At 60.9% G+C, this 24,066-nt stretch carries 21 protein-coding genes; 13 read left to right on the top strand and 8 right to left on the bottom strand.

Going from position 1 to position 24,066, the window contains the following annotated elements:
- Positions 1-95: 95 nt before the first annotated feature.
- Positions 96-1,196, top strand: coding sequence for an HD domain-containing phosphohydrolase (locus WC421_09605; protein ID MFA5162489.1), 1,101 nt, complete (start codon positions 96-98; stop codon positions 1,194-1,196).
- Here WC421_09605 and WC421_09610 read toward each other — a convergent pair.
- The 8 genes from WC421_09610 to WC421_09645 are packed head-to-tail and all read right to left on the bottom strand — an operon-like array spanning position 1,128 to position 8,125.
- Positions 1,128-1,982 (bottom strand): nucleotidyltransferase family protein, encoded by an 855-nt coding sequence (locus WC421_09610; GenBank protein ID MFA5162490.1) that lies wholly within the window; start codon positions 1,980-1,982, stop codon positions 1,128-1,130. The genes WC421_09605 and WC421_09610 overlap by 69 nt on opposite strands.
- Positions 1,969-3,669, bottom strand: coding sequence for an ABC transporter ATP-binding protein (locus WC421_09615; GenBank protein MFA5162491.1), 1,701 nt, complete (start codon positions 3,667-3,669; stop codon positions 1,969-1,971). Before WC421_09615 ends, WC421_09610 begins: the two co-directional genes overlap by 14 nt.
- Positions 3,654-4,649, bottom strand: a complete 996-nt coding sequence (locus tag WC421_09620; GenBank protein ID MFA5162492.1) for a radical SAM protein — start codon at positions 4,647-4,649, stop codon at positions 3,654-3,656. Before WC421_09620 ends, WC421_09615 begins: the two co-directional genes overlap by 16 nt.
- Positions 4,646-5,545: a hypothetical protein gene (locus WC421_09625; protein MFA5162493.1), complete on the bottom strand. Its 900-nt coding sequence runs from the start codon at positions 5,543-5,545 to the stop codon at positions 4,646-4,648. The genes WC421_09620 and WC421_09625 overlap by 4 nt, the downstream gene beginning before the upstream one ends.
- Complete coding sequence (locus WC421_09630) at positions 5,538-6,566, bottom strand: radical SAM protein (protein MFA5162494.1); 1,029 nt, start codon at positions 6,564-6,566, stop codon at positions 5,538-5,540. Before WC421_09630 ends, WC421_09625 begins: the two co-directional genes overlap by 8 nt.
- Complete coding sequence (locus tag WC421_09635) at positions 6,523-7,626, bottom strand: radical SAM protein (protein ID MFA5162495.1); 1,104 nt, start codon at positions 7,624-7,626, stop codon at positions 6,523-6,525. Before WC421_09635 ends, WC421_09630 begins: the two co-directional genes overlap by 44 nt.
- 7 nt (positions 7,627-7,633) lie before the next feature.
- Positions 7,634-7,837: a hypothetical protein gene (locus WC421_09640; protein MFA5162496.1), complete on the bottom strand. Its 204-nt coding sequence runs from the start codon at positions 7,835-7,837 to the stop codon at positions 7,634-7,636.
- Between the two features lie 6 nt (positions 7,838-7,843).
- Positions 7,844-8,125 carry a PqqD family protein gene (locus tag WC421_09645; GenBank protein ID MFA5162497.1) on the bottom strand — a complete coding sequence of 94 codons (282 nt, stop codon included), beginning with the start codon at positions 8,123-8,125 and terminating at the stop codon, positions 7,844-7,846.
- An 86-nt stretch (positions 8,126-8,211) separates the two neighbouring features.
- Between WC421_09645 and WC421_09650 the strand changes: the two genes are divergently transcribed.
- The 12 genes from WC421_09650 to WC421_09705 all read left to right on the top strand — a co-directional run bounded on the left by WC421_09650 (position 8,212) and on the right by WC421_09705 (position 23,816).
- A complete protein-coding gene (locus tag WC421_09650) occupies positions 8,212-8,892 on the top strand; it encodes a polysaccharide biosynthesis/export family protein (GenBank protein MFA5162498.1) in 681 nt (226 codons plus the stop codon).
- A 1-nt stretch (position 8,893) separates the two neighbouring features.
- Complete coding sequence (locus WC421_09655) at positions 8,894-10,705, top strand: GNVR domain-containing protein (protein MFA5162499.1); 1,812 nt, start codon at positions 8,894-8,896, stop codon at positions 10,703-10,705.
- Between the two features lie 280 nt (positions 10,706-10,985).
- A complete protein-coding gene (locus tag WC421_09660; protein ID MFA5162500.1) occupies positions 10,986-12,380 on the top strand; it encodes an O-antigen ligase family protein in 1,395 nt (464 codons plus the stop codon).
- Entirely contained in the window at positions 12,377-13,387 is a 1,011-nt protein-coding gene (locus WC421_09665) for a glycosyltransferase (protein MFA5162501.1), read from the top strand. Before WC421_09660 ends, WC421_09665 begins: the two co-directional genes overlap by 4 nt.
- Entirely contained in the window at positions 13,371-14,468 is a 1,098-nt protein-coding gene (locus WC421_09670) for a glycosyltransferase family 4 protein (protein MFA5162502.1), read from the top strand. Before WC421_09665 ends, WC421_09670 begins: the two co-directional genes overlap by 17 nt.
- Entirely contained in the window at positions 14,446-16,674 is a 2,229-nt protein-coding gene (locus tag WC421_09675; GenBank protein ID MFA5162503.1) for a glycosyltransferase, read from the top strand. The genes WC421_09670 and WC421_09675 overlap by 23 nt, the downstream gene beginning before the upstream one ends.
- The gene (gene asnB, locus WC421_09680) at positions 16,674-18,560 is read left to right on the top strand and encodes an asparagine synthase (glutamine-hydrolyzing) (GenBank protein ID MFA5162504.1); all 1,887 of its coding nucleotides are present in this window, start codon (positions 16,674-16,676) and stop codon (positions 18,558-18,560) included. Before WC421_09675 ends, asnB begins: the two co-directional genes overlap by 1 nt.
- Entirely contained in the window at positions 18,529-19,581 is a 1,053-nt protein-coding gene (locus tag WC421_09685) for a glycosyltransferase family 9 protein (protein MFA5162505.1), read from the top strand. The genes asnB and WC421_09685 overlap by 32 nt, the downstream gene beginning before the upstream one ends.
- Positions 19,578-20,744 carry a glycosyltransferase family 4 protein gene (locus tag WC421_09690; GenBank protein ID MFA5162506.1) on the top strand — a complete coding sequence of 389 codons (1,167 nt, stop codon included), beginning with the start codon at positions 19,578-19,580 and terminating at the stop codon, positions 20,742-20,744. Before WC421_09685 ends, WC421_09690 begins: the two co-directional genes overlap by 4 nt.
- Positions 20,732-22,114 (top strand): hypothetical protein, encoded by a 1,383-nt coding sequence (locus tag WC421_09695; GenBank protein ID MFA5162507.1) that lies wholly within the window; start codon positions 20,732-20,734, stop codon positions 22,112-22,114. Before WC421_09690 ends, WC421_09695 begins: the two co-directional genes overlap by 13 nt.
- Positions 22,111-22,770: a WbqC family protein gene (locus WC421_09700; GenBank protein ID MFA5162508.1), complete on the top strand. Its 660-nt coding sequence runs from the start codon at positions 22,111-22,113 to the stop codon at positions 22,768-22,770. The genes WC421_09695 and WC421_09700 overlap by 4 nt, the downstream gene beginning before the upstream one ends.
- Positions 22,767-23,816: a DegT/DnrJ/EryC1/StrS family aminotransferase gene (locus tag WC421_09705; GenBank protein ID MFA5162509.1), complete on the top strand. Its 1,050-nt coding sequence runs from the start codon at positions 22,767-22,769 to the stop codon at positions 23,814-23,816. Before WC421_09700 ends, WC421_09705 begins: the two co-directional genes overlap by 4 nt.
- Positions 23,817-24,066 lie beyond the last annotated feature (250 nt).

The raw sequence follows: 24,066 nt of genomic DNA on the forward strand, positions 1-24,066 counted from the left end.
TTATTGTCTGGTATTGGTGAAACTCATAGACTATATAAGGGCGATATTCCTGCGTGGCATGTTATAATCCGGGAAAAAGTCGTCTGGAGCAGGTTATGAAATTCTCTTCCTTGTACAACAGGGACAATGACAGCGGCGGGACGAAATCGAATGACAACGTCGCGAGGGCTTCAGGCGAGTCCAAATCCCTGCCGTCCGGACGTCCGTCCGCACCGGCGAAGCCGTCCTCGTTTGTGTGCGCGGAGACGGCTGAAAAGACTGCGGCGCACGCTGTCTACGCGCTGCTGCTGGACCGTGTCGCGCAGTTGCTTTACGCCAGCGCGGGGAAGCAGCCGCTGTCCCTGAATTCGCATGACGCCGTTTTCTGCGAGTTGATGAACGTCCTGTCCGCCGGGAATCCGTATCTGCTTGTGCTGACGCTGAAGTATCCCTCGGTGCGTCCGTTCCTGCCATACCATATTGTGAACGCAGTCATTCTGGCGTGCCATCTGGGCATGAAGCTTAAACTTGCGGAGCAGGACCTTAAAGTGCTGTTTTTCACCACAATGCTCCATGATGTGGGAATGACGCGGGTAAGCCACCTTGCCAACGAACCGCGCGCGCTTACCACCGCGGAATACGAGGAAATCAAAACCCATGTGGTCTACAGCATGGAAGTAGTGAAGGCGCTGCTGGCCGAGAATCCCTGGCTGATGGAAAGCGTGCTTCAGGAGATTATCTACGTTCACGAGCGCATTGACGGGCTCGGCTATCCCCGCGGTTTCACCAAGGAAAAAATCAGAACCCTGGGCCAAATCATAGCGGTTACCGACACCTACGAGGCCATGTGCCATGAACGGCCCTGGCGCAAGCCGCTGCTGCCGCAGGACGTAACCCGCCATATAATCAAAGGTAGCGGAACGCAGTTCAGGCCGGATATAGTGAAATCGGTGACGGAGACATTTACGATATTCCCGCCCGGCTCATGGGTTGAGCTTTCCTCCGGCGACATCGGACATGTTATGGACACCAACGCCGGATATCTGACACGTCCCAAGGTATTCATAACCAAAAGCTCCACTGCGGGCTGCTCGGTGATAGACTTGCTGGGCAATCCGCTACTGCACATAGTCAGGCAGCTTCCGTATCTAGAGAGAAACGACGCCTCGCCCGTAGCTTTCAAATATCCTCCGGCAGGCGCGCAGCAGGACGTTTAGCGGCCTGGCGACCCGGCGCAGGACGGGGGATGCTTTCATTTTCTCTTCCAGGACATGCGCGGGGGGAAAGGCCGCGCGCCAGACAAGCGCCGGTTTATAAGCTGCGGGAAGAATATACTCGTACATAACGCCGCCGTCGCCGCGCGCCGCGCGCAGGAAAAGCGCCAGCATAGGCCGCTGAAGCGGCGCAAGCGCGAATTTGTCCGCCATTTCCGGCGGAGCCGGCGTTTTGCCGCAGGCGATTGCCGACGCCGCCAGCGCCTTCATTCCGAACTCCGCCGCGCGGAGGCGGAATTTTTCCCAGTTGAAATCCTTTGCCGCTATAAACGCGAAATCCCTGCGCGCCCGGGGCGGAAACCCGCCCTGGTGCAGCATGGCGTGCGCGACGACATGCAAAGCCATGTCCTCCGCAGAGGGAACAAGCAGCCGCCCGTTTTCGCTTTCAGCCCATTGCGCCTCCGCGCGCAGCGCGGCGTAATCCGCGTGCCAGAGTTCCGTATGCAGATCCGCTATGGCACGGCCTTTGCCGTAAGCCTGAAACACCCCGTCCAGTTTCCGGTAACCCAGCCGGGCCAGCGCGCGGCGCGCCGCGGTCCTGTTCTCCGGGCTTACAATGACGTCTAAATCGCTCATGGTGCGCTCGTGCGGCCCGCACATTCCGCGCGCCAGCAGAGCCGCGCCCTTGAGAAAAATAACATCAAAACCGCCGCGCGCGCACTCGCGCGACAGCAAATCCGCCTCCCGCATAAGCAGGATATTGCGGGCGGCGGTGTTATAGTCTGTCATCTTTTTTGGCGAAAGAGGCGGTGAATTCGCGGTTTTTTGAAAGCGCGGCGAAACAGGAGACAACTGCCGCTCCGTCTTTAAGCCACAGCACGGAGTCTGAAAGCGCGGCCGCGCTCATGCGGTGGGATATTACAAGCAGCCCCATGCCGGGATAGCCGGCGCGGATTGCGCGCATGATTTCAATCTCAAGCGGCTCCTCCAGCGAAGAGAGCGCCTCGTCCATCACAAGCAGCGCGGGTTTTGCTGCCAGCGCGCGCGCCAGCGCGACCCGCTGCCTCTGCCCGCGGGAAAGCCGCGAGCCGGCTTCGCCGGCTGCCGTATTGTATCCCTGCGGAAGCGTTTCCGCCAACACCGCGACTGCGGCGGTGGCGCATGCCAGAGGCGCGTTCGCGGCATCCGCGCCGCAGCAGAGAATATTCTCCATTATGGTTCCGTCGCAAAGCATGGGGTCCTGCAGCGCGGCGGAAATGTGTTCAGACGGGATGAGCCCGCATATATCCTCTCCGCCCAGCGTTACAACTCCGGCGCGCGGCTTGTAAAGCCCCAGCGCCAGGAGCGCCAACGTGGTCTTCCCCGCGCCGGAGACACCCGCCACCGCCAAATGCCCGCCTTCCGGCAGGCTGAAGCTGATTTCGCGCAGCACATCTGCTCCGTCGTAGCCGAAGGCGACCCGTTCAAAGCACAGCGCGCCTCCGGAGGGGTGCGGGCGCGGCCCATCCGTGCGGCGCGGCTGGCCGGATAATTTATCAAGCCGGCGGCAGGCGGCGGCGCCCTCCGCTGTTTCGGCGGACAGGGCGGCGGCCTCGCCCTGGGCTGAGATAAGCTGCGCCGTATAGGCCATCACCGCGGCCAGCTGCCCGGCGGAAAGGCCGCCTTTTGCCACCAGCCACATCCCCGTCAGCGAGACCGCGCCGAATGCGCATTTCACCGCCAGATTGAGCGAAACCTGGCGTTTTATGCGCGACAGAGCGAGAGCGCGCTCGGCCCGCAGATACCGCGCCGTTTTCAGGGCAAAACGGTTCGCCTCGCGCCTTTCCGCGCCGAAAACCTTGACCGCCAGCATTCGCGGCAGCGTTTCCTGAAGGCAGGAATAAACCGCCATGTGCGTTTGGTCCCGCAGAAGTATGGCGTCGTCCGCCGCCCTGCGCCACAGGCGCGAATGCGCGTAAACCAGCAGAGAGGCCGCAGCGCCCGCCGCCGCCAGCCGCCATTCCATGACGGCCACTATCAGAAATGTAAAAGCCAGCCGTGCCGCCAGCAGCAGCGCGGCGCGCGGGACTTCCGTCGCAAAGACAACCGCCGCGTCCGCATCGTTGAGCAGCGAGAATGCGCCGTCGCCGGATTTATGGCGGCGCAGCCAGTCCAGGCTCTGGCAGTAGAAGCCGCGCGCGAACTTGAGATGCAGCCGCAGCGCCGCTGCGCCGGAGAGTTTTTCCTGCGTCCATTCCCGCATGGCGGAGGCCAGTTCGGCAAGCAAAAAAATCAGCGCGCCGGCGACGCCCACCGCCAGAAACGTTCTCATGCTTTGCGGCAGCAGGGCCTTGTCAACGAACACTTCAAGCAGGTACGGCTTTACAAGCCCCAGCCCCAGCTCCAGCGCCGAAAAAGCCAGCACGGCGGCAAACGCGCGCCCGGAGGGCATGGCGTAGCCCATGAAACGCAGCAGCAGATTCAGCCTTTCGCGCACAATGCCTCCGCGGAGCGGCAGCAGTAGTCAACGGGTTTCTGCGGCGAACCCGTCTCCAGAATTGCCATTCCCGGACACCACATGCATTCATTTCTCATGCGGCAGACGGAACAGGGGGAGGGCAGCCTGTCAAGGCGGCGTGCCGCCGCCAGCAGAATTTTTCTGCAATGCGCCACTCCGCGCTTTAGCAGGCTTGAGGCGGGTTTGCGGATGAAGCCGCACAGGAACATCTCGCCGCGCGGATTGAGATGGATGGAATTGCACGCTGCCGCCGCGCATCGGAACAGCCCGCCGCCGCGCCGCAGGCGCGGCGGCCCGGGGTTGCCGCGCTCAAGACAGGCAAGCTGCTCCGGCGAAAGCCTCAGCCTGCAGGGGGACAGGCTGCCATCCAGTCCCGGAAACAGTTTTACCGACGGATTGTAACGCAGGCCCAGGGCTTGCGCATACCGTTTTATTTCCCGCCGCGCGGCAAAATTCTCCGACATAAGCTGCGTTTTCAGTTTAACGGCAATCCCCGCCGCCAGCGCGCGCCTTATTCCGGCGTCAACCGCGCGGAACGCGCCGGGCGTTCCGGCCAGCCTGTCAAAAAGCTCCGGTTCCGCGGCGTTGACAGTGATTTCAAGCGCAAACGGCGGTCGTTTTGCCAGCCGTTTCACCGTTTCCGGCGCAAGCAGCGTGCCGCTTGTGAATATCGTTATTATAAACCCCAGCGATTTCGCGTAATCGTATATTTCCGGGAAATCCGGCCTTGACAGCGGATCTCCTCCGGTGAGGCAGAGCCACAAAACCCCGGCGGCGGCAAGCTTGTCCAGACATTGCCGGACCTCTGCGGGATTCATGCCTGCTTCACCCGCAAAACAGGAGCAGTAGCAGTGCGCGCATTTGAGCGGGCAGCGGTATGTGAGTTCAAACTGGCAGGCAGGCGCTTCCCCGCGCAAATGCGCGGCGAGGCTGAATTTGCGGTATGCAATCTCTCTCATAATCCGCGGATAAAATCCAGGGCTTTCCGTCTTGGGGCGAAATGCAGCGCGAACGCGCGGACCGCTCCGGACAATTTCTGCATGAAGCCCAGCTGGTTTTCCTGAAGCCGCCTGTCCCAGAAAACCGGAAACAGCGCGGGGTATAGCCGCATAAACGTTTCCGGGGCGGAGAGAGGGACCGCATATTCGGTTCTCCCGTGCCGTATGAAAAACAGCGATGATATTTTGACAGGCCGGGTGTATTGCGCCGTGTAATCGAAAAAATCACCGTGCCAGGGGGATGAGTGCATCTCAAACCCGGCGCGCGCGCGGCGGATTATTACCCTGTCGTCGTTAATCGCCAGCGCGCCGGCGGCATGCCACAGCCGCGATATGGTGCTCTTGCCAGCGCCGGACTCTCCGGGAAAGACAAAGCCGCGCGCCCCGTCCCGGACTCCCGCGGCGTGTATTATTATGCCGCTGCCCCTTTCGGCCATGTAATGCACCATAAGCACCTGGAGAAAATCGTAAACTATGTCCTGCGCCAGCCAGCCATTGCAGCCCGGTGCAGCCTTAAGATATGCGGATACTCTGTTGAACCCGCGGTTTATGAAGTATATCTGCCTTTTGCCTTTCAGAGGGCATTGATAAACATAGCCCGCCCCGCGCCGGAACAGCCGCCAGTTGGGGTTATTGTCGCCGGGATGCAGCACGTTGAAAAGCGGCTTTGAGCGCGGCGGAGACGGCAGCGCGCGTACCGGGATAACCCGTATCTCTATATCGGGACTGCGCGCGGTTGTTATGAAATCGGCAAGACGTTCCGTCCCGCCTGAGACGCTGCTGGTTTCTTCCGACAGCGGAAACCGGCTTGAAAGCCTTGTGACAATCCCCGCTATTTTCAGAAACAGTTCATTCATGCCGTTGCTCTTTGTCCGCGCGGCGCGCCGCGGGCCGCATCCGCCGGTTTGCGGCGAGACGTTTATGCTCCGGCGCGCAGCCGGCGAAAACCTTTTTTTCAAGCCATACCCTGGCGGGGCAGCCTTTGCATTGAGGCTGCAGGCTGCATGCTCCGCAGTAAATCCCGTCGGGGCGGATGCTTTCGGCCATATTGTTTAGCATTTTCCAGGCCTTGCCAAATCCCAGCCGGAAAACCGGCAGCAGCGGATACGCCGTCATCGCGCAGAATTTTAATTCCCCGGCGGGGGTTATCGCGCATTGAACAGTTCCCGCTCCGCAGAAAAAAACCGGCATTTTGCCGCGCGCGGATACGCGCCGGGCGCCGGATGTTCCCGGCCCCGGACAGCATTCCACGGGCGAGCCGTCCAGCCGGCGAAACGGCAATTCATCCACGCGGTGCGCCAGGCCGGACATGCGCGCGTACCGCGCCACAGCGCGCGCCTGCGCCGCATTTTCCGCCAGCACGCATGTCTTTACAGCCGCCGGAACGTTCTGTTGCCGCAGCAGACGCAAGGCCCGGAACACTTTCCCGGCGGAGCCGGCCCTGCCGGTTACGGAATCGAAAATATCCGGCGATACCGCGGGCAGCGTTATGTCAATCTTGTTGAGCCCGATTCGTCCCAGCCGCCGCGCCGCCTTCGCATCTATCAGCGAGCCGTTGGTGTTCACGACGACCTGGAAGCCCAGCTTTACCGCCCGGCGCAGTATGGCGAAAATGTCGTGCCGCAGGAAGGGCTCCCCGCCGGTAAAACCCAGCACCAGACATCCCGCCGCGCGCAGGCTGTCCATAAGCGCCGACACCTGCGCCGTTGTCATCTCCCGGCGGCGGTATGCGGCCTTCCAGCCGTCCGGCACATAGCAGTGGCGGCAGCGGAAATTGCAGCGGTAGGTAAGCTCTATCAGCGCGCGCAGCGGAAACCGCCCGCGCCAGGCGGCGTCAAGCGCCCTGCTTTGGAACTCCCCGCAGCTTTTTTCTTTCATTCAATGACATTTTCGCTATTTCCGCGGCAGTTTCGCAATAATAGGGAACGGGGGCTTCTCCGTTTCCCGTTTCCAGCGCGGCTTTTGCCGGACATGTGCCGCATAGCGGGCGCAGCGGGCAGCTTATGCATTCGGACCCCGTTTTGAATTTAGCGCGTGCCAGACGCCGCAGGCCGGCAAGGCCTTTTTCAAGAGGGACCAGCCTCAAGTCCGCGCTGTATTCGTCCGTAAGCTGGCAGAAACTCATCACTCCGAAAGGGTTTATGAAAAACTGATCCTTCCAGGATGTGCATTGATACAGGAAATTCCGACCGCGTTCCAGCGGCGCGGCGGGAGAACGGAGACCGCAGCGGAATTCGGAGAGCAGTTCCGCGTCCCGCGAGAATGCCTTTGCGATATCCCGCGCGCCCAGCCGGTGGCGGCACGGCTGCATGCCGCCGTCCAGCCGGGGATGAATGAACGGGTCCACCCTGAAATTGTAACGACCGGGCCCGCGGCGGCCCGGCAGTCCCGAGGCCCATTTCTTCATGCCGGCCAGCTCTCCGGCATTTTCGCGCAGCAGATTGGCCTTGACGATTACCGGCACGCCCTCCCGCGCAAGCCTCGCCGCGTTTTGCCGGACACGGCGGAACAGCCCGGCAGTTCCGGTAACGCGGTTGAAAGTGTCCGCGCGGGCGCCGTTTATGGTCATCTCAACGGAAAACGGCGGCGATTTGGCAAAAAGCCGGAGAATCCTCCCGTCAATCAGCGAGCCGTTTGTCATCACCGACACTATAAAACCGCGCCGTTTTGCCGACATGTATATTTCGGCGAAATCCGGCCTCAGCAGGCATTCGCCCCCGGTCAGCGTCAGCCAGAGGCAGTTCGCTTTTTCCATTTGGGAGAATATGCCCGCTATTTCCGTCCAGGGCAATTCACGCCCCGCGTTTTCGCGGCCCTTGCAGTAGCAGTGCAGGCAGTTGTAATTGCAGCGGTAGGTCAGTTCCAGCTGGCAGTGCAGAGGGGGGCTTTTCAGCGAGTCCAGCCTGCCTTCAAAATAAGCCGTGCCTCTGGTTTGCATCGCATCGCTAACTGGACGCGGCGGACGAGGAGGTGTGCTTGTTGCAATAGCTGTTGTTTTTCCTGTTTTTCCTGCAGACAGTGTAAGTTACCGTCTTGGACGGAGTGGAACTGGTGATTTTGTTGCTGTAGCAGGAGCAGGCCAGCACCGCCTGTTCCGGGTTAAGCTTTATGCGGGTGATTTCCGGGTTGAATACCGGTTTTGACGGCATGATGCCTCACATTACGGCTTTTATGGATTTCAGCTCCGCCGCCAGCCGCGACAGGGTGGTTCGGATTTCGGCTGGGGAGGAGCGGAATTCGCCCGCGGCCTCACCGGCTATTTTGTCCAGTCCGGTTTTGCCGTCAATTCTCCGCCAGACCCAGGCTGCCGCCGGATTAAGCGTGTAAATGCAGTTGATTTCGCGCGAGTCGCGGTAAAGCGGCAGAAGCACGGTCTCGCCGCCGATTACGCGGCTTATCATGTTGCTGTTCCTGCGCAGCACCGTGTTTTGCACCATATCTGGGATTATAGCATGTTCTCAATAGCGCGACCGAATTTTACGTCAAAAATGGTATATTAGTACTGCTTTTTCAAGGAGGCCGGATGGCCAGAATTATTGTGGCGGCGCTTGTGCTTTTCAACTGCGTTTGCGGCGCATTTGCCCAGACCCCGCCGGAAACCAAAATACCCGCCCTGCCGGACACCGCATACCGTCTGCTTCAGGGCGATGTTCTCAATATAGTGGTTTTCCCCGCCAGGGAATTTTCACGCGAGGTCATGATTCAGCCCGACGGCACCGTGGAAATGGCCATGACAGGCCCCGTTCACGTCATGGGCGCCACCACGTCGGAGGTGGAAACCATGCTGGAACAGAAGCTCGCGGCCTATGTGAACAAACCGCAGGTTTCCGTAAACATAAAATCTTTTGCGGACAGAAAGGTCCTGTCCGCCGGCGAAATCACCACCCCCGGCGTCTATGATTACAAGGACGGAATGCGCGTCCTGGATCTCGTAAGCAGGAGCGGCGGCTTCAAGGATAACGCCCGCCTGTCCAAAATCAGAGTATTCCGCAGGCAAGGCGGCAGCACCACGATGATAGAGGTTAACATGGAATCCTTCCTTGCCGGGGATTTGTCCGAAAATTTTCAGCTTATGCCGCAGGATATCCTTTATGTGCCAATCAAGCCCGTTACAAAAAGCGCGCGCTGGATTTCAGACAATTTCGTGCCCTGGGCCACCTTGTTCACCTTCGGTATAACGCTGTCGCTGCTGGCGCATCGCTGATATGATAGCCGAAATGTCGCTCTATGATTACTGGCGGGTGCTAAGGCGCAGGAAGTGGGTAACGTTGACGGCGGCGGCAGCCACTGTATTTTTCACGCATTACTACACAAGCCGCCTTCCGGTGGTTTACAAAACCTCCGTGCTGATGCGCATGGTGCATTCCCAACTGCCGGAGTTTGACACTCCGCCCGCAGTGGCCGTTCATAATATGGAGGCTCCCCCCGTGGCGGAGGAGGCGGCAAGCCGGACGGGGCTGCTTTCCGGGGGGCTGATGTTGCCCTCCGTGTCGTATCGGGCCGACCTCCTTGAAGATTCGGAATTCATAAGGATAACGGTTTCCGGCAGCGACCCCGTCTATATCTCCAGATACGCCAATGCGCTGGCTCAGGCTTGCCTGGAATATGACCTGGAACAGAAAACCCGGCAGGTCAGAACCAAGCTCTCCAGCATAGACACGCGCGAGAAGCAGGTCAGGGATTCGCTGACCGGCTCCGAGAAGGCAAGGCAGCGTTTTCTGGAGAATTATCATGCCGCCAGCCATGAAAGTTCCCTGTCCTCCCAGTTGATGGAACTGGAGATTAAGCAGAAGGAACTGCTTTCCCGCTATACCGGCAGGCATCCGGACGTGGTAGACATAACGGAAAAAATCCAGGTCATCAAAGACAAGCTGGTCGAACTGCCCGCGCATGAGACCGAACTGTCCCGCCTCACACGCGAGGTCAGAAAGAACGACGAGATTTATACCACGCTCAGCAAGGAGTATGAGGAAACCAGGATATTGCTGAACTCGCTGGCGCCGTCCATGCAGGTGGTAAACCCCGCCGAGACGCCGTCGTCTCCGGCTTCTCCCAACAAGCCGCGCAATTACGCTACCGGTCTTATACTGGGCATCGTGCTGGGAGTGGCGCTGGCCTTTGTCATGGAAAACATGGACCTTTCCATAACCAACATTGAAGACCTGGAAAAGTTCACCCAGCTTCCCGTGATAGGACTTGTGCCTTCCATAGAGCGGGCGGACGGCGGCCCCGGATGGTCCTGGAAAACGCTGTTTTCGCGCTCCCGCGCGCAGCAGGGAGAGGCGCTGCGCAACATGCTGATTTTCAGCCACGACCCCAAATCCAAAATGGCCGAGCCGTTCCACATACTGCGCGCCAATATCCTGTCCAAGCTGGGCCGGCGCGAGGGCGGCTCCGCGCTGGTATTCTCCTCGTCCGGCGCGGCGGAGGGAAAGACGCTGTGCGCGTTGAATTTCTCCATAGCCGCAGCCAACGCCGGCCTTAAAGTGCTGCTGATAGACACTGACCTGCGCGGTTCCTCGCTTTACGGCGCGCTGCATTTATCGCGCGAGCCCGGGCTTGTGGACGTGGTGTCCGGCGCTGCGCGCTGGCAGGATGTTGTGCACGGCACGGCGGATTTCCTGATGGGCGGCATCGCGCCCGAAAAGCTCGCCTATTTCGCCGGCATAGACAACCTCAAGATACTCACCTGCGGCCGCCCCGCGCCCAGCAAGGTCAGCGTGCTGGAGAGCGAAAGCATCCCCCGCCTTATCAAGGAATGGTGCGCTGATTTTGACCTTGTTGTTTTTGACACTCCGCCCGTGCTGCTGTTCGTGGACGCCATAATCCTCTCCAAACTGGTTGACGGGATAGTGCTGGTCTACAGCGCCGGCAAGGTGAGCCGCATGGCATTGAAGCGGACAAGGGAGCAGTTGGGAGAAATAGGCAAAAGCAAACTTCTGGGGGCGGTGATAAACAATCTCACACCCGCAGACGATTCCTCTCATCATGCCACGCATTATTCCCACTATTCCTGATTTACCCGGCGCGCGGGGAGGCTTATTGATGTCTGCATAAATAAAAGCCTATGCGACTGAGCCGATTTCGCAGCGAAACAAGAAGCCAAAGGCTGGACATACTGTTCGTATGTCCGGCCTTTGGCGACGCGGTTGCAGCCCGAAAGCGGCTCGGCCCCTTCGGGGAGGCCCGCCTTCAGGCCGCGCGCGTCGTTGCGGCTGTTTGCAGTGCGGACAGCACAGCGGCGCAGCCGCGCCTAGCGCGCGGCCTGAATTCGGGCCTTCGCATAGGCTTTTATTTATGCAGACATCAATAATACTCTGGCAACTGCTGTTCGCCCTGGCCGCCGCCGCCGTTATGGGCAGGGTGGCCGTAACGGTCTCGGCCCCGCTGGGACTGGCCGCGCTGCTTGCCGCCGCGCTGATAGCGGTTACCCTGGTTTCGCCGCGCAGGGGACTGGAAACGCTGGTGTTTTCCATGATGCTGTCGCCGGAACTGGCGCTTGGCAGCGTGGGGGGGCGCTTACTGACGCTGCGTTACGATGACCTGCTTCTGTTAGCCGTATTTTTTACATGGTTTGCAAAAACCGCCGTGTCAAAAGAACTCAAGCTGTTCAGGCGGACGCCGGTAACCGCTCCGGCGGCGGCATATGCATTCGTATGCGCGCTCTCAACGCTGGTTGGAATACTCTCAGGCAGGCTTGACGCCGCCAAAAGCGCTTTTTACACGCTGAAATATATAGAGTATTTCTTCCTTTTCCTGATGGCGGTCAACGTGACAACAGACAAGGCCGAGGTTTCCCGCCTGCTGAAAATGTTCATTTTAACCGCGCTGCTGGTTACGGCCTACGCATACAACTACCACTTCCGCACCGGCGACCGCGCCACCGCCCCGTTTGACGACGGTTTGTACGGCATACGGTCCAGTTCCGAGCCGGGGACGCTGGGCGGTTATTACCTCGTGGTATTCGGGCTGCTTCTTGGCATGATGACGGAAATGTCCGGCGCGCGGCTGTACGCGGCGGCGGGCGTGTTCATGGCGATGTTTCCAGCTTTTGTTCTTACGCTGTCCCGCGCGTCTTACGCCGGGTTCGGCGTGCTGGTCGCGGCGTTGCTGGCCGGCGCGCGCAGGCGAGGCGTGGTGCTTGCGGCGCTGCTGGGGGCGGCGCTGTGTGTTTTCATAAATCCGTCGGTCCGCGACTCGTTCTACGACCGGGTGGAGCTTACTTTCAGGGGCGACCGGCAGTTCGCAACCCACGAAGTCAATCTGGCGGGCTACAACGTCAAACTGGAGGATTCCGCCGCGCAGCGCGCCTGGACCTGGAAATGGATACTGTTTCAGAAATTTCCGGAGCATCCGTTTCTGGGACATGGCGTAACCGGCGTCGGTTTCGTTGACACCCAGTACGGATTGATACTGGGTGAACTGGGGATTGCGGGACTGTGCGTTTTCATATGGTTAGCCGGCGCGGTGTATTATGCCGGCAGAAAATGCGCGCTCACGGCGGCTGCTCCGTGGGAGCGGGGATTGGGACTGGGCCTTATCGCGGCCCTTGCCGGGCTGCTGACGCACGCCATCACATCCAACTCATTTATAACCGTCAAAATCATGCAGCCGTTCTGGCTGCTGGCCGCGCTGGCAGCGGCGGTGGCCGCCAGTAATTCCGCTCCGCAGGCCGGCGGAGGCGGGGAATGAAAATTCTGCTGGCCACCTGCCGCAACCCGCATTTTGCGACCATAACCGAGTATATTGAATGGGCGATAACCGGCAATTCCCATCAACTGGATTTCTTTGACGACCGCGCTTTCCTCCTGCCCGGCAGATTGCGCGACGCGCTGCCGGCGCTTGCGTGCTGGGATATGGGGCGCATAAACAAAGCCCTGGAAAACGCCGTTTTGCGCGGAAAGCCGGACCTGGTTCTGGTGGCGGGTGGCTACAGAATATCCGGGGCAACCGTCCGCCGGCTGCGCGCTGCCGGAATTAAAACCGCGCTGTGGACCATAGACGCTTTTATGCCGCCGGAGTTGGCTGCCGCCGCGCCCGAATACGATTTCGTTTTTTGCGGCGGTACTGAGGCATTGGACTTGCTGCGCTCGCGCGGACTTCTTGCCGCGACATGGCTGCCGTTCGGTTTTGCGCGCGGTTTTCACAAACCGCAGCCACCTTCGGGCGAAAGCTGCGATGTCTGCTTTGTCGGCTCGCATTATCCCGCGCGGGAAAAGCTGCTTGAAGCCATAGCGAATATGCCGGTGAAGCTGCGAATTTCCGGCCCGGGCTGGAATAAACTCAGGCCCGGCTCGCCGCTGCGCGCCACCGCCCGGCAGGTTCCGCCGGAAGAATGGATGCACATATACGCCGGGGCGAAAATAGTTCTGTGTGCCGCACATCAGCCGGCGGAATATGCCTGTCATCAGGCCAGCCCGCGCATATTTGAAGCTCTGGCCACCCGCTCTTTCCTGCTGACCGACGCGCAGCGCGACGTTCTGGCGCTGTTCCGCGAGGGCGAACATATGGCGGTTTTCAGAACTGCAGCCGAACTGCGGGAAAAGATAACTTATTATCTGTCGCATGATGCCCAACGGCTAAGTATCGCCCGGGCGGGGCATGAATTCTCGCTGTCCCGCCATTCATACCATGACCGGATTAACCTGCTGGCTGATATCGTCTCCGGAGTGAAAAAGCGGGGTGAGGCTTATTATTAAAGTCGCGCATATAACCCAGGATATGGGAATGGGGGGGCAGGAAAAGGTGATTTATAACCTGTCTGTTGCCGCGGGGCCGGCGGTGCAGCCGCGGGTGTGGTGCCTCTGCGCCGGCGGCGTCATGGCGGGGGAGCTTGAGCGCGCCGGTGTCGGGGTGGAAATTCTGGGAATGGGCAGCAGGATTACGGCTTCCTTTGTTGCCTCTCTGCGCAGGAAAATAATTTCCGAGGATATAGACGTTGTCCATGCCCACGGCATGACGGCCCGCTCCGCCGCCGGGGCCGCCGCGGCGCTGGCGGGAAGGCGCGTATCGATAGCGCATCATCACACCACGTTAAGCGGACTTTCGCCTAAACAGAAATTGCTGGACAGAATCCTTGCCGGGGCCACGGGCGCGGTAATCTGCTGTTCCGAGGCGGTGCGCCGCTCCGTTGAAGCGGAGGAAAGTTTTCTGTATCCGAAAACGGCCGTGATTTACAACGGCGCGCCTCCCGCCAAACCGGCGGACAGGGAACAGTCCCGCCGCGCCTTGGGCATACCGCCGGGGGCGGGAGCGGTTTGCTGCGTCGCCTCGTTCCATCCGCACAAGGGGGTTGAATTTCTCATAAGGGCGGCGGCAAAGCTGGAAACGGAAGCATATATAATTCTGGCCGGAGGCGGCCCGCTTGAGGGCAGCCTGAAAAAACTGGCGGGCAGCCTGGGTATTGCGCACCGCGTCATATTCGCCGGGGTTGCGGCGGATTTGTCGCCGGTGTTTTCGGCGGCGGACGCGGCGGTCTCGCCCTCTTCGGAGCGGGAGGGGCTTTCCCTGTCGCTGGTGGAGGCCATGTCCGCCGGGAAACCTTTGATAGGGACCCGGCTGGGCGGAACACCGGAAGTCGTTGCCGACGGGGAGAATGGGCTGCTTGTGCCGCCTGCGGACGCCCCGGCCCTCGCCCGCGCGATAGACCGCCTTATCTCCGGCGGCGCGCTGCGCGAAAAAATGGCCGCCCGCGGGCTTGAGATATACCGCCGCAAATTCACGCTGGAAAAAATGCGGGACGAAGTGGAAAAAGTTTATGGAAAGTTGTTGCTGCGGTAAGCCGCGCCACGTGCTGTTTATCTCCGGCTTTTCGCGCATCGCGGGAGGCGGGCAGCGCAGCCTTCTGCTGTTGCTAAAGCACCTGGACCGCGCTGCCTTCGCGCCGTCTGTACTGGTCGCGGAGGACTGCGAGGTTGCGGTTCTGGCCCGCTCTCTGGGCGTGCCTGTCATCGTGCGCGAATATCCCATGCTGCGCCCGTGGCAGCTGGGGGGGCTTGCGGCGTTCTGCGCCTTCCTGCGCAAAACCGCAAGGGAGCGCGGCTTTGAGATAATTCACACCGACACGCCCGATATCGCGCTAATGTCCGCGCTGGCTTTTGCCGACGGGCTGGCGGAGACGGTGTTTCACGCCCGCGTGTCGGAGCGCAGCCGGCACGACCTGCTTATAGAGCTTTTTTCATCCGCCGTGATAGCGGTGTCTCGCGCCGTGTCCAGGCGGTTTTTCCTGGCGGATAATCTTTTCGTGATTTATAATGGCGCGGACTGCGCGCAATACCAGCCGCGCGGCGGCGCCTCCGCCAAAGCCGCGCTTGGAATCGCGCCGGACGCGCTGACCATAGGCTATGCCGGACAGCTTGAGCAAAGCAAAGGGCTGGACTGCCTGCTGGAAGCATTTGCCGCCTTGAAGCCGCGCCTTGGCAATGCCAAACTCGTGCTGGCCGGGCGCGGCGCAATGCAGGCGGAGCTTCCGTGCAGGATTTCCCGGCTTGGCATAGCCGGAGATGTCGTGATGACCGGGTTTGCGGCGGACACGGCAGCTTTGTATCCGGCTTTTGACATTGCCGCGCTGCCCTCGCGCGCGCCGGAGGGGTTTTCGCGCATGATAATAGAGGCTATGGCATGCGGAGTTCCCGTCATCGCCTCCGATAGCGGCGGCAACCCGGAGGCGGTGCGCGGCGGCGAAACCGGTTTTCTTTTCCCCGCCGGAGACGCGTCCGCGCTCGCGGAAAAAATCATGCTCCTGGCGGAAAATCCGTCCCTGCGCGCAAAAATGGCCGCTGCCGCGCTGGCGGCGGCGCGCGGCGGTTTCACGGCGGAGAAAACGGCGCGGGCCGTTGAGAACGCATACCGTATGCTGCCGCGCAGACGACGTTTTATCCGCTTTGCGCTGCTGACGCTGCGGCGGCTGCTGCTGGCTCCGTTTCACGGGCTGCGAGATCAATTACCCGAGGAGCAGTCAGCCTCCGGCCCGAAATCCCGGCGCCCGGACGCCGCGCCGGACGGCGGACGCGCAACCCCGGAAAAAATATTGCTCATACGGACCGACAGGATAGGGGACATGGTCCTGTCTACGCCGTTTTTCTCCGCGATGCGGAAGAAATATCCGGCAGCGGAGATAACTTTGCTTGCCCGGCCTTTTGCGAAAGAATTGCTGCGCGCAAGCCCTGAGATAGACCGTTTCATTGAATGGCGCGGCTGGCGCGCCGGCGATATATTCCGCTTGCGCGCCTGCGGCTTTGACATGGCCATAGACATGCTTGCCGACCGGGACTGCGGCACCGCCGCCCTGGCGGCGCTGTCCGGCTCGCGCGTTGCCGCCGGGTTTGATATGGAGGGGAGGGGACTGTTCCTGAACCTGCGCGCGCCACGCCCGCTGGGGCTGCATTTTACCGGCGAACTGCAAATACTGGCCGAAACCGCGGGGGCGGACGCCCCGCATGGCCTGCCTTTTCTGATACCGCAGGCTCATGCGCTGGATAAAATGCGCGGGCGGCTGGCGCAATCCGGCATCTCAGGCGGGGACAAGATTTTGCTCGTTCACCCGGGGGCGCATAGCCCCCTCCAGCGCTGGCCGGCGCGGCGTTTCGCGGAGGCCGCCGCGCTTTGCGCGGACGCGACAGGCTGCAAAATCGCCGTTGCCGCGCAGCTGCCGCATGAACTGGATGAAATCCGGGCCGTCCTGGGCGACGGCGCAGTGTGCTTCCATTCGCTCGGCCTGGACGATTTCACGGCGCTGGCTTTCCTGTCGGGCGCGTTTTTCGGCAACAGTTCCGGCCCTTTCCATATAGCCTGCGCGGCGGGCGCGAAATCGCTTTGCATAATGCCTCCGCAGGACGGAATCCGGTGGAAGCCTCTGCCGCCGGACTGCGCCATGCTGGAATCCCCGGACGGGTTAATAGCTTCAATCACGGCGGAGCAGGCGGTTCCCGTTTTGAGCGGCCTGGTCAGGCGCGCTTCCGCTGTTGACGCGAGGAGAGGCTCATAATGTGCGGAATTTGCGGTTTTTCCGGTTTCAGGGACGATGGTCTTGCCCGCGAAATGGCCAGCGCGATGATTCACCGCGGGCCGGATTCCGACGGTTTTTTGTTCTCTGACGATGTTACCCTGGCCATGCGCCGCCTTCGGGTGATAGACCTGCGCTCCGGCAATCAGCCCGTTTATAACGAGAACCGGCGCGTCTGCGTCGTCTTCAACGGGGAGATATACAATCACCGCGCCCTGCGCCGCGAGCTGGAGAAATGCGGGCACCGTTTTTCCACGGAAAGCGACACGGAGGTCATAGTCCACGCCTACGAGGAATTCGGCCCGCTCTGCGTCAGGAAGCTGGAGGGGATGTTCGCTTTCGCGCTCTGGGATGCGGACGCGCGCTCCCTGCTGCTGGCGCGCGACCCGCTGGGCATAAAGCCTCTTTATTATTATCTGGGCGGCGGGAAACTGGTTTTTGCCTCCGAATTAAAGGCGCTTCTGAAATGGCGCGGCCTGCCGCGCGCTATGGACCATGAGGCCGTGGACGCATATCTCAATTACCTTTACATCCCGGAGCCGCGCAGCATTTTCAAGGATGTCCGCAAGCTGGAAGCCGGGCGGATAATGCTATTCAGCGGCGGCAAGGCGGAGACCCGGGTTTACTGGCGTCCGCCGGAGCCGGGATCGCTGAATCTGTCCGGGGAGGACGCTCTGCGCTACGCGGAGCAGCTGCTGGAGCAGACCGTCAAAAGCCATCTGTCCAGCGATGTGCCGCTGGGCGTTTTTCTCAGCGGCGGGCTGGATTCGGGGGCGGTAACCGCCTTTGCCGCAAAGCATTCACCCGGGCGGCTGAAGACCTTTTCCATCGGCTACAAAAACCCGAGCGAGAAATCCTATGACGAACTGGACATGGCCCGGCTTGTTGCAAAGCGCTACGGCACGGAGCATAGCGAGATAACGGTCAGCCCGGACATAACGGAACTGATTCCCCGCCTCGCCTGGCATTTTGACGAGCCGCACGCCGACTCCGGCGCGCTTGTTAATTATCTGATTGCCGCCGAGGCGCGAAAGCATGTAACCGTCGCGCTGTCCGGCGCCGGCGGCGACGAGTTGTTTTGCGGATATCCCCGCTATCTGGGCATGAAACTTTATCCGGTTTATAACCGCCTGCCCGCTTCCATGCGGCGCGCCGCCGCCGCGCTGGCGGACAAACTCCCGGAAAGCGGCAAAAGCCGCGACCTTGCCAACTGGGCCAAACGTTTCACTCGCGGGGCGGAACAGGGGCCGTTTGAATGCTATAATTCGTGGATTTCGTTCCGGGGCGGGCATGGCGGGCTGTATTCGCCGGATTTCCGTGCCGCGCTTGAAAACGCGGACCCGTCCGCGGCGCACCGCGCCGCATTTGGCGCGGCCTCCGGAAGCCTGGCTATGCGCGCGGTCCAGCTGGACATGCAAACCTATCTGCCCGGCGACCTGCTTATGATGTCCGACAGGATGAGCATGGCCTCCTCTCTGGAGTTGCGCGTGCCTTTCTGCGATGCGAAGCTGGCGGAATTTGTCTGCGCGCTGCCGCAGAGCCGGCGCTTTGGCGGTTTTGCGTTAAAGCCGCTGCTGCGTAAAATTCTGGCGCCGCATTTGCCGGCAAAAGTGCTGTCGGGGCGCAAAAAGGGGTTCATGGTTCCGCTGCCGCTGTGGCTGCGCGGCGGTATGGGGGAGCTTGAGAAACGATACCTGTCGCCGGAAACGATAAAGAAGCGGGGCCTGTTCAACCCCGCCGCGGTGAAAGCTATAATCAGGGAGCACAAAAGCGGCGCCCGCGGCAATGCGGATTTAATATGGTCGCTTGTGATGCTGGAGGCATGGCAGCAGGCTTATGAAGACTCCGCCGGAACCGGGCCGCGTTGAGCGGCTGCTGGTTATTCTGTCCGCCGGAATAGGCGATTTCATAATCGCGGTTCCGGCTCTGAAGGCTTTGCGGCGGCTCTATCCCCGCGCGCGGATGACGCTGGCCATTTCCTCCAGGACGCTGGAATACGCGCGCGGCTTCGGCGCGGAAGAGACCGTTGCGATGGACAATTCCGGGCTGCTGCCGCCTTCGCGCTGGGCCGCCTGCTTCAATGCCGCGCTGGGACTGCGGCGCGGGCGTTTCGATCTGGCGGTGAATTTATACCAGATAAGCTCCGCCGCGGGAATGCTTAAAATGGCGGCATTGTTCCTGGCGGTTGCGCCCTCCGCCAGCGCGGGGCGCGACACCGACGGGCGCGGTTTTTTTTACGGCATAAAACTGCCCGACTCTTCCGCCGACGGTGTCTGCCAGGGCGAGCATTACGCGCGGCTGGTCGCGCGCCTGGGCGGGCGGGCCGAGCCGCGCGAGAAGGCCGATCTCTGGATAAGCGCGCCGGCGCGGCGCGCGGCGGACGATTTCCTGGCGCGGAATGGGCTTGCGCCGGGACGGTTCATTGGCATCAATCCCGGCGGAGCCCAGCTGTCCCACCGCTGGACGGCGGACGGCTTTGCCGCCGTGGCGCAAATGCTTAAACTGCGCGCCGGAATGCCTGCGCTTATAACCGGCGGCCCGGGGGAGGAGACTCTCGCGGCGGAGATAGCGGCAAAGATACCCGGCGGGGCCGCTGTGTCCGCAGGGAAATTCGGTTTTGACGGAACACTGGCTCTGGTCAAATCCATGCGGCTGCTGGTAACCACGCATTCCAGCCTCATGCACGCGGCCAATGCGTTTGAAACGCCTTTTGTCGCGCTGGCGGGGATAAGCGACATCCGCCGCGACGGGCCGTATGCGCCGGCTGCGGGGCGTTTTGAATTCATACAGCATGCGGGTTTCCCCTGCGGGGATGAAAACCGCCCAAGCCCCGCCATGCTGGCCATAAGGCCGGAGGAAGTGTTCGCCGCGGCGGAGCGGCTGTTATGAAAGTTGCGCATATAATAACGCGGCTGGAGGCGGGCGGATCCACCGCCAATGTGCTGGCGTCGGCGCGGACGGGGGAGACCGTGCTTATATGCGGCAGAACGGAGGCGGGCGCGCTCAGGACCGCTGTTCCGGCGGGTACGGCGGTTTGGGAAATTCCCATGATGCGGCGCAGCGTGAATCCCGCGCTAGATTTTCTCGCTTTTTTGAAAATCGCCCTGCTGCTGCGCCGTGTCAGGCCGGACATAGTGCATACACACACCTCCAAGGCCGGCATTCTTGGCCGCTGGGCCGCGTTTGCGAGTAATATGACGCTGCCGCGCTCGTGCCGTGCCGCCGTGGTTCACACTCCGCACGGCCATGTGCTCTACGGCTATTTCGGCGGGCTGAAAACCTTCATATATGCCGTTGCCGAGAAAATCGCCGCGCCGGTTACCGATGCATTAATTGCACTCTCCTCCGGCGAACTGGAGGAAAGCCTGTCCGCCGGAATAGGGAGCAGGGAGCAATGGGTGGTAATACCCAGCGGCGTGGACTTCCCGCCGCCGGAGCGGGAGGCCGCAATCCTGCGGGCGGGGCGCAAAATCCGCGCGGAGCACGGGATTGCGGAGAACGATATTATCGCAGGCACGGTCGCCCGGCTGGAGCCGGTCAAAGGCGTGCGCTATTTCCTTGAAGCGGCAAAACTCGTGCGCGCAAGCGCGCGTTTTATGATAGTCGGCGGCGGTTCGGAGCGGGAATTTCTGGAAAGGCGCTGCGCGGAACTGGGGCTTGCGGAAAAAATAATATTCGCCGGGCACAGGGATAACCCGCTGGACTGGATGGCAGCCATGGATATTTATATCCAGCCTTCGCTTAACGAGGGGCTGGGACGCACTGTGATAGAGGCGCAGTTTTTGCGAAAACCCGTTGCGGGGAGTAATGTGTGCGGGATAAAGGATATAGTGAAAGAAGGCGTCTCCGGCTTTCTGGTCCCGCCGGCGGACCCGTCTGCGCTGGCCGGCGCGGTTGATAAGCTGGCCGCGGACGCCGGGCTTCGCCGCGCATTCGGCGAGGCGGGCCGCGCGGCGGTAATCCGCCCGGACGAAAACGGGCTGCCTTATTTCAGCGGTCAGGCCATGGCGCGCAATCTGGACAGGCTTTACGGAAAGTTATGCGGAAGATAATTGCATTGCTGCTTCTTGTCTGCTGCCCCTGCGGGGCCGCGGAACTTAAAACTGTTGCGCACGTGCATACCCAATTCAGCGCGGACGGCGATGCGCAGCCGCTTGGCAAAACGCTGGAGCTTGCCTCTGCGGCGGGGATAGACGCGGTGGTGCTGGCTGACGACGCCGCCGCATGCATGGAATACGGCCTGCCGCCGCTGCGCCGGCTGCTGAAGGCCTCCGTTTCAAGAAAATCCGTGACGGGCGGCGGCCCGTCCGCGTTTCTGGAAGAAATCGCGGCGCAGCGCGCGAAATTTCCCGATATAATCATCATTCCGGGCGTGGAGGCCGCCGCTTATTACCGCTGGTCCGGCAATATAATTCAAGGCCTTACGGTGAATGACTGGCACCGGCATATGGCGGTGGCCGGCATGGAAAAGGCGGAGCTCTACCGCCGCCTGCCGGTGTCCGGCAACCCGGGCGGCTTTCCCTTCCGCGTCTGGACGTTGTTGCCGCTGCTGATGGTTTTACCCGCATGGCTGCTGTGGCGGCGCGGCGCGCGAAAGGCGGCCGTTGCTATTGCGCTGGCCTGTGCTGTTTTGCTTGCGCAACTATGGCCATTCCGCCCATATCCGTATGACATTTACGCCGGGCGCACGCCGGATGCTCCTTATGCCGCCCTGGCTGAATATGCGGACAGAAACGGGTTTCTGTGCTTCTGGCATCACCCCGAAGCGCCCAACTGGCGGACGCCGGCGCGCATAGCGCCGCGCGTCAGCGCGCAGACCGGGCTTTATACGGACTGCCTTGAAATAGCGCCCTATACGCTGGGTTTCGGCGCATTCATGGAAGGCAATAAATACATGACTGTTGCCGGCGGGCCGTGGGACAGGGCGCTGTTGGCTTTTGTAGAGGGCCGCCGCCCCAGGCCGGCCTGGGCTTTCGCCGAGCTTGATTATCACCGGCAGGGCAAGGACGGCACCTGCATAGACACCAATTACATGATGGTCCGGGCGGAAAACCGTTCCCCCGCTGCGACGCTGGCTGCGCTTAAGGAAGGCAAATTCTACCCGGTGCAGCCGGACGGCGGCGAGGCGCTGCGGCTGGACAATTGGCAGGCCTCCTGCGGCGGGCGGACCGCGCAGTCCGGGCAGAAGCTGAACTGCGGCGGGCGGCATGAAATAGCGTTCGCGCTTTCCGGTAATGCGCCACGGGCGCATATAAGGCTCATTCGGAACGGCACGGTCGTTTTTGAGACAGAAGCCGCAATTCCGTATTCCCATGAGTTTCACGGCGCGGCTGAAAAAAGCAGCTATTACCGGCTTGCGGCCTCGCACCGCGCCAACGGGGCGCTGCTGTCCAATCCCATTTTTATTGAGGGCCAACAGTGATACTCTCAGCCCACCAGCCGCAATTCATGCCCTGGACGGGATATTTTGACAAAATGCGCTCCTGCGGCGTATTCGTGCTGCTGGACGATGTGCAGTTCAAGAAAAACGAGTGGCAGAACCGCAACCGTATCCTGACGCCGCAGGGGCCGCAATGGCTTACAGTCCCCGTGATTCACGAATCCGGCGCGTGGATAAGCCGCGTCAGGATCAACAATTCCAGCGACTGGAAGCGCAAGCATTTGAAAACGCTGGTCCAGAATTACGGGAATACGGATTACTTCGCGCGGATAATGGCGGAGGTGGAAAAAATATACTCGCAGGACTTCGAATATCTGTCGCGGATAAACACGGCGTCTGTTCTGTCCCTGGCAGGGATGCTCGGCGTGAAAACACGGACAGAGATGCTCTCCGCCAATCCGGTTGAAGGCGCCGCCAGCATGCGGCTGGTGAATTTGTGCCGCAAATTCGGGGCGGACACATATCTGGCCGGCGCGGGGGGGAAGGAGTATATGGATATGAAACTTTTTTCCGACGCGGGGATAAAAGTGGAGTTCCAGAACTACGCCCCGCCCGCATACCGGCAGTCAGGCGGCGAATTCGTTCCCGGACTATCCGCGCTTGACCTGTTGTTTCACTCAGGAGGCAGTTTGCCATGAAAATTCCTCATTCCAGGCCATGCCTCGGCGAAAAGGAGACGGCGGCTGTTATCCGCGTCATCAAAAGCGGAATGCTGGCCCAGAACGGCGAAACGGCGCGTCTTGAAGCCGCGGCCCGGAAAATCTCCGGCATAAAACATGCGGCGGCGGTTTCCTCCGGCATGAAGGCGCTGGAGCTTGCGCTGGCGGCGCGCGGCGTCGGTCCCGGAGACGAGGTTATAATCCCTTCCTATTGCTGCAGCGCGCCCTGGCATGCGGTTATGGCGCGGGGCGCGCGCGCCGCGCTGGCGGACTGCGACCCGAACGCTTTCAACCCGTCGCGCCGGGACATAAAACGGGCGATGACGCGCAGGACCAAGGCGGTTATCCTGCCCAATATGTTCGGCCTGCCCTGCGACCCGGGCGATATCGCGCCGGATGCGCCTTTCGTGATACAGGACTGCGCGCACTCCTTCGGGGCCACCGTAAACGGGCGCTTTGCCGGCGCGCTTGGCGATGCATGCACAGCGTCTTTCTATGCGACAAAACTCATGGCGGCGGGCGAGGGGGGAATGGTTCTCTCCGATTCCGCAGAAATCGCCGGAGAGGTTCGGGATTTGCGCGAGTATGACAAAAAACCCGCCGACAAACCGCGTCAGAACGCCAAACTGACGGATTTACAGGCCGCGCTCGCCCTTGTCCAGATGCGCAGGCTTAGGGAATTCATCTCCGCCAGACAGGCCGCGGCGGACATGTATGATGCCGCGCTTTCCGGCTCCAGTCTGGTTTTGCCGTTGCGGCAGGAAGGGCGGATATATTTCCGGTATGTTGTCCGTGTGCCGGGAGGCAAGGCGCAGGCTGTCATTGAAAAGCTGAACAAGGCGGGAATAGCGGCGCACAGGCCGGTTTTCCGCCCGCTGCATCTGGATGCGGCGCAATCGCGCGCCTTCCCGGGAGCGGACGAGGCGTTTTCTTCCGCGGTGTCTCTGCCTCTGTATCCGGGCATATCCGGACGCGATATTGCAAAGGTTTGCAGCGTTCTGCTGGCTTGCACAGGCTTGCGGTAAATCCGGGAACTTGCCGCGCTCCCCGCTCCTTGCCCCGTTCCGAATGTGGGCAGCCAACCGTCAGCTAACCTGAATGTTTCAGTTGGTTGCGAGGACCGAGGCGAAAAAGCGCGAAAGGATAACTTTCCTGACTTCGCCAATCCTCTCTAAAATCAGCCCGTCCTCGTCGGAGGGGTATTGGAATTTGGGTGTCCCGTTGATAAAATATAGTTATGTTTGTCAGGAAGAAACGCAACAAAAGCGGTTCTGT

This window comes from Elusimicrobiales bacterium, assembly GCA_041651175.1.
In the GTDB taxonomy this organism is placed as follows: domain Bacteria; phylum Elusimicrobiota; class Elusimicrobia; order Elusimicrobiales; family Elusimicrobiaceae; genus JAQTYB01.

Coding starts and splice junctions, on each gene's coding strand:
- WC421_09675 (MFA5162503.1), top strand. CDS start 14,446: ATGGAAAGTTGTTGCTGCGGTAAGCCGCGCCACGTGCTGTTTATCTCC.
- WC421_09650 (MFA5162498.1), top strand. CDS start 8,212: ATGGCCAGAATTATTGTGGCGGCGCTTGTGCTTTTCAACTGCGTTTGC.
- WC421_09705 (MFA5162509.1), top strand. CDS start 22,767: ATGAAAATTCCTCATTCCAGGCCATGCCTCGGCGAAAAGGAGACGGCG.
- WC421_09660 (MFA5162500.1), top strand. CDS start 10,986: ATGCAGACATCAATAATACTCTGGCAACTGCTGTTCGCCCTGGCCGCC.
- WC421_09610 (MFA5162490.1), bottom strand. CDS start 1,982: ATGACAGACTATAACACCGCCGCCCGCAATATCCTGCTTATGCGGGAG.
- WC421_09690 (MFA5162506.1), top strand. CDS start 19,578: ATGAAAGTTGCGCATATAATAACGCGGCTGGAGGCGGGCGGATCCACC.
- WC421_09665 (MFA5162501.1), top strand. CDS start 12,377: ATGAAAATTCTGCTGGCCACCTGCCGCAACCCGCATTTTGCGACCATA.
- WC421_09605 (MFA5162489.1), top strand. CDS start 96: ATGAAATTCTCTTCCTTGTACAACAGGGACAATGACAGCGGCGGGACG.
- WC421_09645 (MFA5162497.1), bottom strand. CDS start 8,125: ATGGTGCAAAACACGGTGCTGCGCAGGAACAGCAACATGATAAGCCGC.
- asnB (MFA5162504.1), top strand. CDS start 16,674: ATGTGCGGAATTTGCGGTTTTTCCGGTTTCAGGGACGATGGTCTTGCC.
- WC421_09655 (MFA5162499.1), top strand. CDS start 8,894: ATGATAGCCGAAATGTCGCTCTATGATTACTGGCGGGTGCTAAGGCGC.
- WC421_09695 (MFA5162507.1), top strand. CDS start 20,732: ATGCGGAAGATAATTGCATTGCTGCTTCTTGTCTGCTGCCCCTGCGGG.
- WC421_09620 (MFA5162492.1), bottom strand. CDS start 4,649: ATGAGAGAGATTGCATACCGCAAATTCAGCCTCGCCGCGCATTTGCGC.
- WC421_09635 (MFA5162495.1), bottom strand. CDS start 7,626: ATGCAAACCAGAGGCACGGCTTATTTTGAAGGCAGGCTGGACTCGCTG.
- WC421_09625 (MFA5162493.1), bottom strand. CDS start 5,545: ATGAATGAACTGTTTCTGAAAATAGCGGGGATTGTCACAAGGCTTTCA.
- WC421_09640 (MFA5162496.1), bottom strand. CDS start 7,837: ATGCCGTCAAAACCGGTATTCAACCCGGAAATCACCCGCATAAAGCTT.
- WC421_09630 (MFA5162494.1), bottom strand. CDS start 6,566: ATGAAAGAAAAAAGCTGCGGGGAGTTCCAAAGCAGGGCGCTTGACGCC.
- WC421_09685 (MFA5162505.1), top strand. CDS start 18,529: ATGAAGACTCCGCCGGAACCGGGCCGCGTTGAGCGGCTGCTGGTTATT.